Below are 15,701 nucleotides of genomic sequence, written 5' to 3' on the forward strand. Positions count from 1 at the left end.
AAAAGAGAAATTTATGGAGTTTTGAAGTGATTCCCAATGCCACCAGAACTCCATAAAACACGCCCTATGAGGCAGTTATCATGTTTAGCTGTGCGAATATTTAAGCTTACCTGATCCTGCCTCCTAGAGAAAAATAACTAGGAGTTAAACGAATGGTTAAGAACAAAATTGGAATAGGAATAATTCTTTTGACAATGCTGGTTGGTATGGCATTGATACCAGCTGTGAGTGCACAGAAAGAGGTATAGTGTAACTGCGGAGAAAGCCCTTGAGCACGCAAATGCTCACATGATAAACTTTATCTCAACTAACACACCGGGACTTGAAAACTGGACAGAGGCATATATTGACCCTAAACCATTGGAGCTTTATGACCCAAGTGGTAGAAAATTGTATTATCAATTTTCGGTATACAAAAATAGTAACCTAATAGGTAGAATCTACATTGGTGCCGATAAAAAGATGGGGCACTCAGTACAACTCGTTGAACTTGATTCAAAACCTTTTGATGCTGCTAAAGCCATTAAAAAATCAATTGAAATCGCCAAAAATGAATACCCAGATGGGAAAATTAAGTCAACTCAGTTGGTTGTATATGATTATCCTGCTATAGGAGTGATGACCGTAGTAAAGGACAAAACAACAGGAAACGAATATCGGATAGCTGTCCTTACTGTGGTCTTACTCTTGATAGGAGATCATAATGCTGCTATTAATATTCTCAGACTGGGATTACAGTCTGTAGCGAAAGCTTAGATGCCCGCGACTTCAGTCGCGGGAGTAGTCACGCCCAACCATCCTGAGTCTTTTGGGTAATTTAATGTTTCATAGAGCACTCTCTACTGGCTATGTCTGTACAGATACAATTCTCATAATGTCTTTCTATATAGCAGTGCTTTAGCGGTATAGTTTAATAATTATCAGGATGCCTTTAATGCATCCTGTTTGAATTTTATACTTACTTTTTTATTTTTCAATTTTTCAGGCAAGTTCTTTGTTGAAATACTTGTCATAGGAACTCATATCAAAATGTCCGTGTCCGCTCAGGTTGAAGAGAATCGTTTTTTCTTCTCCGGTTTGCTTGCATTTGAGAGCTTCGTCGATTGCACAGCGGATAGCGTGGGAGGATTCCGGAGCAGGTACTATACCTTCGGTCCTTGCGAACTGCACAGCGGCATCAAACACCGGGTACTGATCATATGCAACAGCTTCAATAAGCCCTTCAGCGTAGAGTTTACTTATAATTGGGGAGTCACCGTGGTAACGGAGCCCGCCTGCGTGGATGGCAGGAGGAACATGTTTGTGTCCTAGGGTATACATTTTAAGAAGCGGGGTCATTTCCGCAGTATCTCCGAAGTCATACCTGTATTCTCCTTTAGTCAGGGACGGGCAGGCGGAAGGCTCGACTGCAATTACTCTTGGATTTCTCTTTCCTTCAATCTTGTCTTTAATAAACTCAAGAGATATTCCCGCGAGGTTGCTTCCTCCGCCGCAGCAGCCTATAACTATATCAGGATAGGTTTCAACCTGTTCAAGCTGCTTCTTGCATTCAGCCCCGATTACTGTCTGGTGGAGCATAACATGGTTGAGGACACTTCCCAGTGAGTATTTAGTGCTATCATGTGCGATTGCATCCTCTACGGCTTCACTGATTGCTATCCCCAGGCTTCCCGGTGTTTCCGGCTGTTCCTTCAGAATCTTTTTCCCAAATTCGGTATCTTCACTTGGCGAAGGCACAACATTTCCTCCCCAGACTGTCATCATGGATTTCCGGTAGGGTTTCTGGTAAAAACTGGAACGGACCATATAGACTTTACATTCGAGATCAAAGTAATTGCAGGCAAGAGCTAATGCACTTCCCCACTGCCCTGCCCCGGTTTCAGTTGTGATCCTCTCGGTTCCTTCTTTCATATTATAATAAGCCTGGGCAATTGAGGTATTTGTCTTATGACTGCCTGCAGGGCTTACCCCTTCATTTTTATAGTATATCTTTGCAGGGGTTTTGAGAAGTTTTTCCAGCCTGTGAGCCCTGTAAAGAGGGCTTGGTCTCCAGAGCCTGTAAATTTCAAGTATCTCTTCAGGGATGTCAATAAACCTTTCACTGCTCATTTCCTGCTTGATAAGACCTTTTGGGAAAATAGGTTCAAGAGCCTTAGGGCTTATCGGCTCCCTGGTTCTTGGATCAAGAGGCGGATCGATAGGAGAGGAGAAGTCTGAAAGGACGTTATACCACTGTTTAGGCATTTCATTCTCGTCAAGGATAATCTTTGTCTGTTCCATAGGTTTTCTCCATCAGTCTTTTATGCACAAGTTCGTACTTCGACGTATATAAGTGTTATTTACTTTACATTTAAGGAGTTCACATTCCATTTATGTACTTTTGGGAAAAAGATGTTTGAAGGAAAGTTACTTATCAAAAATAGGGTCTGAAAAAAGAAAGATTGCCAGAAGCTGGAATCAAAAAAAAGGAAAAACAGCTAGAAGCAAAAACCGGGAAAAAAGTAAAGCGAACAGAATAGGAGCCAAAAAACGAAAAACGGTTAGAATCAAAATATTGGTTATGAAAAAAGTTTGATTCTAAAAATATTCACTTGAGGTTCTGAGAATTTCACTTAACATTCCGAGAGTTTCGTTTGACATTCTGAGAATTTCACATGATATTCTGAGAGTTCCACTTGATTTTAAGATGGATTGTCGATAACTGAAGTTCTTGATTTTTAACCGGATTATTGTATCTTTTCTGCAAGCTCCACAGCAAGTTTTGCCACTTCAGTAGCACATCTCCCTAGCAGGCGTATCATTGGTTCTTTTCCCTTGCCTCCTTTATCATAGATGACTTTCGGCACGCTTCCGTACTTTTTGATTGCTTCGGCTGTACCCCAGTCCATAGTACTGGAGTTCTCCGGTTCTTCAGCCCTGTCAAAAGAGGAAATTCCAAGTTTCATATCTATGCAGGCTGCAAGTGCCTCCCTGGAGTATTTTACGTTAATTGCTGCTCTTACTTCAGGATCATAACGAAGGGACGCAAGAATAATCCTTGCTACATGTCGGCTGGCCCCAAAATCGACACAGCCTACGGGAACTGCCCGATCCCTGTGCCTTACTATCCTGCCTTCGACGGCCGCAACGTCTTCGTAGCTGTCAGCTTCGGGAATAGCCATTCCTATGTTACAACCTACTTCGGGAATCAGTTTTGAAAAATCAGGGCTGCTTTCAAGAATCGAAACTGCTTCTTTTAATTCTCTTAAAACCAGGTAGCGTTCTTTTTCCTCCAGAATCAATCCAAGCTGGTTTACAGGACTTACTCCCCTGCCTGCAGGCCTGCTCCTGAGGATTGCCTGTTCAACGAATTTCTTTGCTTTCCTTGCAGCTCCCTCCAGGTTTTCTCCGGAAGCTAAGAAGGCAGTCACTGCCGCAGAGTAAGTGCAGCCCGTGCCGTGTGTTCCTCCTTTAACAAAAGTGCCCGGAACACGGGTAAAAGTCTCAGAATCAGCTTCATAAATCAAGTCAGTGGCATCCAGATGTCCTCCTGTAACAATGACAGCTTCAACACCCAGGTCCGCAATTTTCCTGGCTGCAATTTTCGCGTCCTCAGGGGTTTTGACAGACATGCCAGCGAGTGCACCTGCTTCGGACGCATTGGGAGTCGTAACCTTGCAGAAGGGCAGCAGTTCTTCAGTAAGGACAGAGATAGCTTCTTTTCGCAGAAGGTTTCCTCCTGCTTCAGCAGCTATGACAGGGTCCAGGACGAGAGAAAGCTCGTACTTCTTTACTTCTTTTGCAACTTCCCTTACGATTTCTGATGAGGCAAGCATACCACTTTTTGCCCACCTTACCTCCATATCAGTGCAGACGGCTTCGATCTGGCTGGCGACAGTTTCAGGAGTGAGGTCAAAGGTTTTCAACACTCCTGTGGTATTCTGTGCAGTAACCGATGTAATAGCGCAGGTTCCGTGTACTCCAAGAGCGGCAAAAGTCTTCAGATCCGCAGCAATTCCGGCTCCTCCTCCTGAATCCGAACCTGCAATAGTCAGAGCAATCGGGGTTTTTACTTTTAAGGTTTTTTCGGTCATGGATTCCTTCTCTTTTTTTCATTCGTTTTCCTGCTACTTTCTGGAACTTTTTCTTCTGGCAATGGGGATTTTATTTAATATTCTGGAATGGGAAATTAATTTAATATTGTGCCTTTCAGGAAGATTTTTATAAGTTTTAATAGAATTATTTGTAAAAAATCTTCTCAACAGGTTTAAATGACCCTTTGTTTTTTCTGGGGGATTGTCTCTGTCCTGAAGTAATTTTCGTTCATTTCGCGTTCATATCAGGGCATTTTGTAGAAAATTCTCGTTTATCTCAAGGGGTTTTTTCTGTATGATAACTTATAAAATGATATATTGCTTCGATACATTTATATATTGTATTTGCGACTTTGATGCAAATAATCATATTTAAGACGCATTTAAGACGCGGCGATCAATTTAAATCTGGATTAACTATTTATATTGATATAGATAATGACTTGATTTGTAATGTTTTAAGGGGACTGTAAGGATGGCAAACCGACCTCTGGATATTTTGAACAACGCACTGGACACACCTGTAATCGTTAGATTGAAAGGCGCACGCGAGTTTAGAGGCGAGCTGAAAGGATACGATATTCACATGAACCTCGTGCTTGACAATGCTGAAGAGCTAAGAGACGGAGAAGTTGTAAGCAAGTTCAGCAGTGTCGTTATTCGCGGTGACAACGTGGTATACGTATCTCCGTAATCTATATCAAGCACTTCATCTATTATCGTTAAACCTCGGAGCACCAGGACTTATTGTGACTGGCCGCAAAGAGTGAATTCAGATGAATAGAATCGCTTCAGATTATCGAATACTGCTCTAACAAATTAATTTTTATCAGGAGATTTAGGAATGAGTAAAGGTACTTCATCAATGGGAAAAAGGCAGAAACGCACACACGCTAAATGCAGGCGCTGCGGTAGTGTTTCTTTTAACGTGCATACAAAACAGTGTACTTCATGTGGTTTTGGAAAAACATCTCGTATAAGAGCTTACAAGTGGCAGGCAAAGTGCAAGTATTAAGCCTGTCTGTTCCACTTTCTCTATTTTTTACCTTCACCGGAGGTCGAAATTGAAAGAAGAATGTGGCGTTGCAGGCATAATTCTACCAGGCGATAGGCCGCAATCCAATACTGTCGCATTCAAGCTGTATTACGCCTTGTATGCCCTCCAGCATAGAGGACAGGAATCCACTGGCATAATGGTATATGATGGTACATCCTCTCATTCCATTAAAGGCATGGGTCTTGTCCCTGATGTGTATAACAAAGATTCTCTCGGACACCTGGTTGGAAATGTAGGAGTAGGGCATGTCCGCTACTCAACCACCGGAGGATCAAAAATAGAAAACTGCCAGCCCTTTGTTCTGAAATTTAAAGGAGGAGCAGTTGCAATTGCCCATAACGGGAACCTGGTTAATGCCAGAACGCTCAAGGATGAACTGGAGTGCGAAGGCCGTATCTTTATCAGTGAGTCCGATACCGAAGTTATTGGCCACCTTCTTGTAAAAGAACTGATAAGGCATGACCCTATAGAATCAATCCGGAATGTCATGCGCAAGCTTGTCGGTTCCTATTCCCTGGTTATCCATATAGGCGGTGTTCTGTATGCTGTGCGGGATCCTCTCGGTCTTAAGCCGCTCTGCTTCGGGAAAGTCGATGGTGGATATGCAGTCTTCTCGGAAAGCGTAGCCCTTGACACCCTTAATGGCACCCTTATCAGGGATGTGCGGCCAGGTGAGGTCATAGTCTTTACAGGCAACAGTTTTGAGAGCTACCAGATAGGAAACGAGACTCATCCTGCACATTGTGTTTTCGAGTTCATTTATTTCGCAAGGCCTGATTCTATTATTGACGGAAAACTGGTATACAAAGTGCGGGAAAATATCGGGAGAGAGCTAGCCAGAGAACATCCTGTAGAGGCTGATGTTGTTTCTCCTGTTCCTGACTCCGGGATTACTTCGGCAATTGGATATGCCAGGGAATCAGGTACCAAATACCTTGAAGGTCTTATGAAGAACCGTTACATAGGGCGTACATTTATCCTGCCTGGCCAGGAATTGCGTGAAACCGCAGTCCGGCTTAAAATGAATACCATTCAGGATAATGTTAAAGGCAAACGTGTTGTTCTGGTTGACGACAGCATTGTCCGGGGTACAACCTCAAGGCGGATTATAGATATGGTCCGCAGGGCAGGTGCGTCAGAAATCCATGCAAGGATAGGAAGTCCTGCAATTATTGCCCCCTGCTATCTGGGTATAGATATGGCTACCCGGCAGGAACTTATCGCCTCTTATAAAACCGTAAAAGAGGTTGAAAGCCTTATTAATGCGGATTCCCTCGGATATCTGAGTATTGACGGACTTATGAGGGCTCTTGGGCGCGATAAGTGCGACATGTGCCTTGGTTGCCTTACAGGTGAGTATCCTGTAGAAATTCCTGGAGAAAACTGCATAAGGAAGCAGACACGTCTGGATGATTTTAACAATAACCAGGAAAGTTCCTGAACGGCTCTTCCAAGTCGATTCGTAAGGAACTTTCTTTACGATTCTTTTTGAATTTTCACTGTATTTGTGAATTCTTTCACTATCTATTTGATTTTCCACTACTCTTTTTGAATTATCAATGTCTATTTGATTTTCCACTACTCTTTTTGATCCGTTCGTAGTTTTTATCTATTCTACGTTTATTCGTCATCTTGTTAAGCCTTTAAAAGCGTAACATTAACTGTCCTGCTTCTTGGCCCATCCATTTCGGCAAAAAAGATTCTCTGCCACGTCCCGAGCTCAAGCTTTCCTGCCGAAACAGGCAGGGCTTCGCTTGCTCCAATCAGTACTGCTTTGAGATGGGAATCCGCATTGTTATCTATGCGATCGTGCCTGTAACCAGCACCGGCAGGAACAAGCTTATTTAAAAGATCCAGTATGTCCTCTTTTAGCCCGCTTTCGTTCTCGTTTATTATGATACCTGCGGTAGTATGTCGTGTACTGATAAGGCATATGCCTTCAATTATTTCGCATTTCATTACTTCTTCCTGAACTTGTGAAGTGATATCAACCAGTTCAATGCGTTTGGACGTCTCGATTTTGAGTTGCAAAGTCTTTCCCTCTAAAGCTTTCTAGATTCTATTTCAGTCTTTTCTTACAAAAAATGCATTGATTCAACGTAATATCCTATTTTCCTCACTTCTTAATGCAGTGCGCGGACTTGCTGTAAATTCAAAGTTCATTTTTTGCTTACTGAATATAATCCATTCTCTTAATATTGGATTTTAAACTACCAACTTTTTGAGATTTCTAATTTTACAGAAAAATAGGCATACTGCTTAAGTTTTTATAGAAAGCAGGAACTAGGTAAAGACGACGTTCAGTAAATCCTAAACCGTTAATGCACATTGCCTTAATTACAGCAGAATGAGAAATGTTGTGGCCACTTTTCTGAGGAGAAGAGTGTAAATCGAATATGAACTATCGAGTTCGTCAAATACGCCAGCAATAAGGCCATAATGACTAAGATGAGTTGTGGATTCAGATCTAGGAGAGAGAGTCATTATGGCAAAATTAGGTGAGATTTTATAAAAAGTAAGTACACGATTTGAAAAATATTAAACCCAAAAAATTTACTGTGGGAAGGCAATATATTATATTAAAGAAACATATCTGATAGTCGTCTCTTCTTTAATGAGAAGTACTTGCGTATTTATTCTAAAAGCAGCCCAATGTCAAAAATTGTTGATTCTCAGTAGTGGTTTTACCTCTTTAAAGCAGCACAGCTTCCTCTTTCTAAAAGTACTTTTCTTCGAATTGATACAACAAGAACCTCGAATAGGTGTAGTAGATTGCGCCAAAAACTATAATTTTAATTTCTGAATTATTTTCAAAGCTAATGCCACAAGTATAATAAAAAATATTATTCTCAATATTATCGTTATTACTACAATGGTGTCTATCATTTATATTCCTCATATTCATAAATTTTGAATTTATTTTTGATTTTTCTTTATGTTACTATAATTTCAACTCATCAAATATATTTATTTTTTGAAACGTTTGAGTTCTATACCGCATATTAATAGCAAATAATGTTTATTATTAACTATTATTTCCTTTTTTCTATCGAAGTTGAATTTTAATACCCCAAGACTAAATTATCGCACGAGCCCATCCCAAAATTTGATCTAATCTTATTATTGCTGCCACCATTTACAACTCCAAGGTACGATATTTCTTTGATTTCATATCTTGGAAACACTTTCTTGCATGACTTTATCCAGTTAAAGAACCATTTTATTGCACTTTTCTTTTTGTATTCTTCCTGATTTACCTTTATTGGTCTTCCTCTCTTCTTTTTCTTCTGATTTTTCTTGTTTACTGTATATTTGACTTTATTCCTCTTTTTCGGTTATATTCCCTAATCTTAGCTGTATCATACATCCATCGGCTGTCTTACTTTTTTGTAGCCATCATATTCGGTGGTTCTCCTTTTTTAGCTGGAATATACTTTGTATCAGTAAAGCAATGAGATAGATCTATTTTCTTCAAGTCGTAACCTTTGTTTAAGAGCTCATTGAAAATTTTCAGATATGTGTACTATGTTCACAAAAATAGAGATGGAACCTATGAACTGTTGACTTAGATCCCTAGCAACGGGGAACATCTTTTCACGTACAACCTGTCATAACAACGTACAAATACCGTTCATTAACTTACTCATATCTGCACACGGCCTTCCTGCATGTGGTTTATGTGGAGAAAGATAAGGCTCTATGGACTCCCAGAAAGCATCATCGATTTCACGGAAAGACATTAAAGTAAATTTATAATTTCAATATAATATTACTTTTGGGATTGGCTCCATAATTATTTATAGAAGTTGACCTCTTTTTCATTAGGGGTGTATGAAATTTTTAATAGGGTGCTTTTTGAATTTAAATCAGTAATTATCGAGAAAAGATGAGGTGATAAGATTAACAGAATTCGTATTTTGAACTTTTGGTGTGTCTCGTTTGTATATTTAGAGAATCTCAAATTAGCTTTTAAAATCTCAAATCTAATTTGATACTCACTTTTTTAAAAGTATCTCCCAAACGAATTCTTATCCTCAACTTTATTTTGCATTTCTGTCAACACCAGTAGTTGATATGCTATGAAACTCAATAGAGAGTAGAGTTTTCTACTCTGATTTCTCACTCTTCTGATATCGAACTTTACTGTACCTTTAATATGTCCATGTATCTTTTCACATTCAGCTCTCTTTTTATACTGATCATCAAAAGTCTCATCTCTGATATTTTGGTTTCTTAGGTACATTCCTACCTGTTCTTTCCTTCCAATTTCATATAGAAATCTGAGTTTGTTTTCCATTGGTGCATGAATATCTCCACCGAGTTTCCACTTTTTATTCACCCAGTGATCGATTCGTTCCTCTTCACCTTCTTGATTGATTACTGCATTTGAAGCGTAGGAAATAATCGGTTTTGCGTTCAGATTATACCAAATATCAGAATGATTGAGGAATGAATCATAACCTCCGTCAGCAGAATAAAATTCCAGATTAGCGTTCATGTTCTTTAGAGCCTCAATATGATCGATAAGTTCTGGAGAGTCACCAGAAAGTCCTTTTGTATGAGTCATGAAAATTGGGTAAGTTCCAACCATTGTAATATGTGCCTTATCCATTTTGCATTCATAATGAGGATTATAATCAGCATGTTTGTCGTATCTTGAAGCTTCAAGTGGAGTGGAATCAATTTTTGCTTCCTTTTCCTGAGAAAGTTTGAGAATTTTCTCACCTATAAGCATCATTATCTCATTGACTCCTTTTTCTCCAAGTCTATACTTCATAAAATGATGAAGGGTTCCACCTGAAGGAAGTTTAATCTGGCCATTTTCATCATAAAAAGAAAGCAGGATAGCTTCTTCTTCTGTTAAGGAAGAAATGGTTTTATCATATGAGAGTTGCCTGAAACACTTCACAACAAACAGTTTTATCATAGAAGAAACACTGTACTTAAAGTGCCAACTTTTGTTGGTGTAAAAAGTACGTTCGACGTGCTTTGCAATATCGTCAATGCAAAGAAAGTACAGGAATTGGCAAATTGAAGTACTTTCTCTGCTCAAATAATTATCGAAGGAGTCCTCGAAGAGGACTCCTTTGTATAACATACTGTTTTTTGACATGAGAAAGGCATAGAAGGTATTGTTTTAAGTTGCCACTACCAAACAGAGACAAGTGCTATCAGAGTTAGTGGAAAAAAGAATAAGTTTTTAAGTCAAAATTCTAATTTGAGAGCCTCTATTTAATATTAAGTTTGGCGACAATTTCTATTTGTACGGCAGAATCATTGGATTTAGAAAACAAATTCAATGATACTGAATATAATATACAGTTGAAAGATATGATAGTAGAAATCAACAAACTCGATGATGATGTTGGGCTAGGGAGAATCACTCAGGAAACTGCTAATAAAACAGCAGCTTCTCTTATAGATGATCCACGATATAACCAAGTTAAATTGAAAAAGCAAATTGATGAAAGAGACCATGAAATTTTACTACGCGACAAAAGTAGGTTCAATGATACTGAATATAATATACAGTTGAAAGATATGATAGTAGAAATCAACAAACTCAATGATGATGTTGAGCTAGGGAGAATCACTCAGGAAACTGCTAATAAAACAGTAGCTTCTCTTATAGATGATCCACGATATAACCAAGTTAAATTGAAAAAACAGATTGTTGAAAGAGAACACGAAATTCTGCTACGCAATGAAAGGCCACCGCTCCCAAATTGTACAGCTTCATTAACTAATAGTTTATTAAACCCTATAGGTCTTTCAAATACTATTTATTACTACCCCTACGTAGGGGAAATGCGAGTATATAGTGACGGATGGGGAGTAGGCTATGCTGAAGCTATAAAACATGAAGCAACTACATCTGATCCCGACCAGTATGTGAGGGTTGCAGCTCGGGTCGAGGGTGCTGGTTCATATTATGCAGATGGATATATGTTCAGTTATACTTCAACCCAACAACCTCCATCAGGTAATGCAAATGTAGGCGTTGATTTTGATTGGATTGGAGGTTGCGTGTTTCCTGACGATTGTACTATAGACTTTGTTCTGTGGGAATTAGTAGAAGTGGGACCACTAGAATACCAATGGGTTAAGGCTGGTGAAGATCAAGATGTAGTTAGCTTAACTGGCATAACGTCTGCAATTGACGACCCTTCTGATGCGAGTGGAAGTTTTTCAAATTATATGGACGGTAATATTTTATTATATTGCTTCGCTCTCGAAGTCCATACAAACGCGAGTTGTATTGGTTCTGCGTCTTCAGCTAATTTTGGATTTGCTGATATTACTAGAACTTCTAGAGTAAAATGGAATCAAGGGAGGATAATTTACTAATCTTTGAGCTTATCCCAAAATCCATTGTATTTAATCACGAAAGATAACTATTCAGCCTGACAAAACAACCCACTTTCCGCAGTAAAATCTCAGATTTTATAATTTTTCCTGCTATCGATTTTCAATCTAGCACGGATCTACTGAACTTTTATGCAGAAGGTAAAAGCAACTATATGGTGTATTCAGAGACCAAAATTTTCAAAAAATACTGCGGAACGTAGGTAATATCTTCGAAAAGCTGGATATGATACGGAAAAAGTACTATTCTGAAAATAATACTCGGGAAATAGTACTCCGAAAAATAAAACTCAGGAAATATGAGAATCTAAAAATAGTAATCAGGAGGGTAATTTATTCCAATCTGACCCTAAAAGACAGATATACTTGTTTGTCAGATTAGATTAATAACCCTCACTATGCTACCAATTTACTTTGTTTTATCTATTCTTACTTCTATACAGGAAAATACAGAATAAACATACAATGCCACTGACTATACTAAATCCCGGAGACTTTGTACTTTCTTCAGCTACCTTATTTTCAATAGTATTTGCATTACTGCTTGCGTTACTGCCTTCATTAATGCCTGTACTACTGCCTGCGTTACTGCCCGTAGTATTATTTGTGGCTACTTGAGCAGGTTCTGCAGCTATTGTGTTGCCTTCGTCTTTTGTACCTGTTATTGCGAAGGAAGAGTAGCCAGGTACGTTTGCTGTGAAATGCAAGAACTGATCATCTTCACCTGTTAGACTTACTGGCAGTTCCATCCACTCTTTTTTCTCGTCATCGTACCAATCAAGTATAATCGAGGACTTGTTTATGTTGTTCTCGTCTACCCATGAGGTATTAACTTTAAAATTGACAGTTGGACTCTCAACATTCTTTGAGGTGCCATAACCACCGTTTCCAACCCATATATTGAATGATTTGTAGACGATACCTTCAGGAAGCTCGGAAACCAGACTTGACTTATTTTTCAGTTCCTCTACTATTGTAGTGGTCTTTCCTACGGTTTTTGTTGATCTGAATGTTATCGATTCAACACAGGTTGCATTATTTGTAAAATTAAAATTCACATCATTTCCACTGGAAATAAAGTTCTGTAAAGTCTCTTTTACCTGGACGTTATTCGCGGGTTCAGGGGACCCACCAATGCCACCACTGCTACCTCCGCTCTTGTGGCTGTGTCCTCCACTACTGCTACCACTGTTACTGTCGCTTTCGCTATTACTGTCGCTTTCGCTATTACTATTGCTTTCGCTGTTGCTATCACTTTCGCTAATAGTGTCACTGTTACTATCGCTGGAACTGCTTTCTTCCAGTACGTTTATTGTACTGATTGTTGAGGCTGTTTTGTTTTCATTAACTACTGTCAGGTTGACTTCATAGTTTCCGGGAGAGGAATAAGTGTGCATTGGATTTTGTTCGGTTGAGGTTTCTCCGTCTCCAAAGTTCCAGTACCATTCATTTGCATTTTGCGACAGATCTGTGAATTGCACAGAGAGAGGTGCATAGCCGCTCGTAATATCTGCATCAAAGTCCGCTACAGGAAGGATTTCTTCTTGACCCGGTTCTTCCTCTACAGTTATACTTAGAGATTTTGAGCTCGAACCATTTTCATTATTTACGGTCAAGACAGCAGTATAGCTTCCGGCTGAACCATAGGTATAAGCTGGGTTCTGCTCTGTTGAGGTAGCTCCATCTCCAAAATTCCAGTTCCATTCATTTGCATTTTGTGACAGATCTGTAAATTGAACGTAAAGAGGAGCAGAGCCACTCGTAGTATCTGCATCAAAGTTAGCTACAGGAATGATTTTTTCTTGTTCCGGTTCTTTCTCTACATTTATACTTAGAGACTTAGAACTCGATCCATTTTCATTATTTGCTGTCAGGACAACTTTATAAGTTCCAGCTGAAACATAGGTATGCGCTGGATTCTGCTCTGTTGAGGTTTCTCCGTCTCCAAAGTTCCAATTCCATTCGTTTGCATTCTGCGATCGATCTGTAAATTGCACAGAAAGTGGAGCAGAGCCACTGATAGTGTCTGCATTAAAGTTTGCTACAGGAATGATTTTTTCTGCAGCTGGTTCGCTCTGAACAATTACTTTTTGAGTCTTTGAGCTTGAGCTCTTTTCATTTTTTACAGTCAGGACAACGTTATAGTTTCCAGCTTCAGAGTATGTATGCTTTGGGTTTTTCTCTGCTGAAGTACTCCCGTCTCCGAAACTCCAGGACCAGGAAGTTGCATCTGTACTTTTGTCAGTAAATACTACGTTCAATGGAGCTTTTCCGGAGGTAGGGGACATAGAGAATGCAGCAACCGGCGGGTTTACATCGTTATTCTCGGGAGTTTCATCATTATCTGTGTCATCGGTCCCTGTATCATCGCTTCCACCAGGGTTCCATTTTGCATAATACGGCAATCCTTCTTTATACACACCACTAACACTTTCTGTCGTAACCGTTTTTGTATCAAAAGATGTGTCTATAAATTGCCCGCCTCCTATGTATATTCCAACATGACTGGTAAGCCAGTAATTTCTGTTATTTTTAGTAATGTCTTTTTTCCAAAAAATTACATCACCAGGCGTCGGAGAAGCTGTAGTAACATAATATGCATTTTTTTTCATGTTAGGTACAGTTTGGAACACTATATCTTTGGCTCCAGCTTGCTTGTATACTTGATACACTAAGTGAGAACAATCAATTCCCGATCGGCTATTGCCGCCATGTACTGATTTAACTCCAATCCAGCTTTTTGCGGCTGCTACTACTGTAGATTCAGACGTTCCTGCAGGAGCTGCTGATGCAAGGGGTATGAATGCTATTAAGATAGCTACAAGGAGTATGGCCATTAATTGATGTTTATTTATCTTCATTTTTGCTCAGTGCCCGTACTTTACTAACTTAGTTGTACTATCTGCATTTTATTATTATTAGAGTAACACAACGACTCAACTGAATTTTTAAAAACATAACTCAATTTGAATGTAAACCTGGTACCAGTACTCATTTATGTACGTGAAATTGGATACATTGACTTTGCATTTATAATTATTTAGTAGGATTTATCCAGTATCCTCTTCCCCAGATATCTAGCTTTTCCTTTATGGAACTGGCTTTTTTAAAAAACGTGTCAGCAACTTTTGCCTTAAAATGTAGTACAAATGTAGTTACTCTGGCTTTTACTGTATATCCAGCAGTTTAAATTTAGAGTTCTGAGACAATGAAAAGAGATAATAAAAAGAAAGCGTTTAAAGTCTTTAATTAAAAAAAGAATTCGTTTATTACTGAAGATTATTATAGTATATCCTTTCTAAATAGGGCGGCTACTAATAATTGATTTTATAACAACGTAAAATAAGAATGTAAATCAGAATAAGAGTAACTGCACAAAAACCTGAACTGCAATTGAGATTTAGAATTTATCTTATCTGGCTCTTTGACATTCCGATTTTCTTACCTTTTCAGCATTATTTTCATTTTTAGTATTTTTATTGTATTTTCGACTCAGTTCCAAAATCTAGTGATAAAAGTAAGTGTAACATCACTACACAAAATTATAATTCTATAATTATGTAATGATGTTACGGCAAAAACAATGGTAACTATAAACCTTACTCTTAATAACTTTTCGGAGCTCCCTTCTCTCTTAGACGTTTTTGGTTGTTTTGGAAACGATTATGAATATACTACACGAGGACTTCTTCGTAGAAAAATTCCTCCAGTCTGTTTCATTTGTAGTACTCTAATGGTTCATAATGGCTATAATCCCCATACTAAAGAAGGTCCTGGAGAAATCAACATTGGTCGATAGTTTTTGTTCTGAAATATCCTATCCAAATAATTAATTTGGTAGAGAATTAGTTATAGAGCCTATCCCAAAAGTCATTTCGTTCTTAATCATCAAGAATTTTCAGGATTGTTTTCATGATCAGAAACTTGATTGATTGTTCGGAATACAGGATTCAGAGAAGCAATTTTGAGTTTTGGGATCAGCTCATAAAAAAAGAATTAGATCTACTGAATCTACATGATTTTTTGAGCAAATATTCTGAGGGAGCCACTTATCATATTGTTTTTAGTAATCCAGATATTAATAAAGAGACTGAAGTATTCCTGCCTTTGATTAATTAATAAAGAGACTGAAGTATTCCTGCCTTTGATTAAAAACTCTCATGGTGAAATTGTTTCTTTTCTTAGATTTTTTGACAATTGCAGGC

Annotated in this window: 11 protein-coding genes and 2 pseudogenes; 7 read left to right on the forward strand and 6 right to left on the reverse strand. The window is 38.7% G+C overall.

What is annotated here, in order from left to right; all coding sequences use genetic code 11:
- Positions 1 to 228 precede the first annotated feature (228 nt).
- Entirely contained in the window at positions 229 to 756 is a 528-nt protein-coding gene (locus MSBRM_RS06845; RefSeq protein WP_141706322.1) for a hypothetical protein, read from the forward strand.
- Positions 757 to 981: 225 nt separating this feature from the next.
- Here the strand turns inward: MSBRM_RS06845 and MSBRM_RS06850 are convergent, their stop codons facing one another.
- Positions 982 to 2,280 carry a TrpB-like pyridoxal phosphate-dependent enzyme gene (locus MSBRM_RS06850; RefSeq protein ID WP_048118563.1) on the reverse strand — a complete coding sequence of 433 codons (1,299 nt, stop codon included), beginning with the start codon at positions 2,278 to 2,280 and terminating at the stop codon, positions 982 to 984.
- 115 nt (positions 2,281 to 2,395) lie between these two features.
- Between MSBRM_RS06850 and MSBRM_RS06855 the strand changes: the two genes are divergently transcribed.
- Entirely contained in the window at positions 2,396 to 2,575 is a 180-nt protein-coding gene (locus tag MSBRM_RS06855; RefSeq protein WP_141706323.1) for a hypothetical protein, read from the forward strand.
- A gap of 151 nt (positions 2,576 to 2,726) precedes the next feature.
- Here the strand turns inward: MSBRM_RS06855 and thiD are convergent, their stop codons facing one another.
- Positions 2,727 to 4,073 carry a bifunctional hydroxymethylpyrimidine kinase/phosphomethylpyrimidine kinase gene (gene thiD / locus MSBRM_RS06860; RefSeq protein WP_048118557.1) on the reverse strand — a complete coding sequence of 449 codons (1,347 nt, stop codon included), beginning with the start codon at positions 4,071 to 4,073 and terminating at the stop codon, positions 2,727 to 2,729.
- Between the two features lie 475 nt (positions 4,074 to 4,548).
- On the opposite strand from thiD, the gene MSBRM_RS06865 reads away from it, so the two are divergent.
- From MSBRM_RS06865 to purF, 3 genes are all read left to right on the forward strand, one after another.
- On the forward strand, positions 4,549 to 4,767 hold the full coding sequence (locus MSBRM_RS06865; RefSeq protein WP_011023130.1) for an LSm family protein: 219 nt from the start codon (positions 4,549 to 4,551) through the stop codon (positions 4,765 to 4,767).
- 150 nt (positions 4,768 to 4,917) lie between these two features.
- Positions 4,918 to 5,088, forward strand: a complete 171-nt coding sequence (locus tag MSBRM_RS19290) for a 50S ribosomal protein L37e (RefSeq protein ID WP_011308409.1) — start codon at positions 4,918 to 4,920, stop codon at positions 5,086 to 5,088.
- Between the two features lie 49 nt (positions 5,089 to 5,137).
- On the forward strand, positions 5,138 to 6,571 hold the full coding sequence (purF, locus tag MSBRM_RS06870; RefSeq protein ID WP_048118548.1) for an amidophosphoribosyltransferase: 1,434 nt from the start codon (positions 5,138 to 5,140) through the stop codon (positions 6,569 to 6,571).
- A 194-nt stretch (positions 6,572 to 6,765) separates the two neighbouring features.
- On the opposite strand, the gene MSBRM_RS06875 is transcribed toward purF, so the two are convergent.
- From MSBRM_RS06875 to MSBRM_RS06880, 3 genes and pseudogenes are all read right to left on the reverse strand, one after another.
- On the reverse strand, positions 6,766 to 7,161 hold the full coding sequence (locus MSBRM_RS06875; RefSeq protein WP_048155138.1) for a secondary thiamine-phosphate synthase enzyme YjbQ: 396 nt from the start codon (positions 7,159 to 7,161) through the stop codon (positions 6,766 to 6,768).
- Positions 7,162 to 7,390: 229 nt separating this feature from the next.
- Positions 7,391 to 7,614, reverse strand: a pseudogene (locus MSBRM_RS20175) (DUF4277 domain-containing protein); the annotation flags it as partial.
- Positions 7,615 to 9,133: 1,519 nt separating this feature from the next.
- Complete coding sequence (locus MSBRM_RS06880) at positions 9,134 to 10,243, reverse strand: transposase (protein WP_048155135.1); 1,110 nt, start codon at positions 10,241 to 10,243, stop codon at positions 9,134 to 9,136.
- 164 nt (positions 10,244 to 10,407) lie between these two features.
- On the opposite strand from MSBRM_RS06880, the gene MSBRM_RS06885 reads away from it, so the two are divergent.
- Entirely contained in the window at positions 10,408 to 11,478 is a 1,071-nt protein-coding gene (locus MSBRM_RS06885; protein ID WP_048118540.1) for a hypothetical protein, read from the forward strand.
- Positions 11,479 to 11,915: 437 nt separating this feature from the next.
- Here the strand turns inward: MSBRM_RS06885 and MSBRM_RS18760 are convergent, their stop codons facing one another.
- A complete protein-coding gene (locus tag MSBRM_RS18760) occupies positions 11,916 to 14,357 on the reverse strand; it encodes a PKD domain-containing protein (protein WP_080943684.1) in 2,442 nt (813 codons plus the stop codon).
- Positions 14,358 to 15,079: 722 nt separating this feature from the next.
- Between MSBRM_RS18760 and MSBRM_RS19305 the strand changes: the two are divergent.
- Positions 15,080 to 15,292, forward strand: a pseudogene (locus MSBRM_RS19305) (ISNCY family transposase); the annotation flags it as partial.
- Positions 15,293 to 15,701 lie beyond the last annotated feature (409 nt).

Origin of the sequence: Methanosarcina barkeri MS (genome assembly GCF_000970025.1) — an archaeon.
GTDB classification, from domain to species: domain Archaea; phylum Halobacteriota; class Methanosarcinia; order Methanosarcinales; family Methanosarcinaceae; genus Methanosarcina; species Methanosarcina barkeri.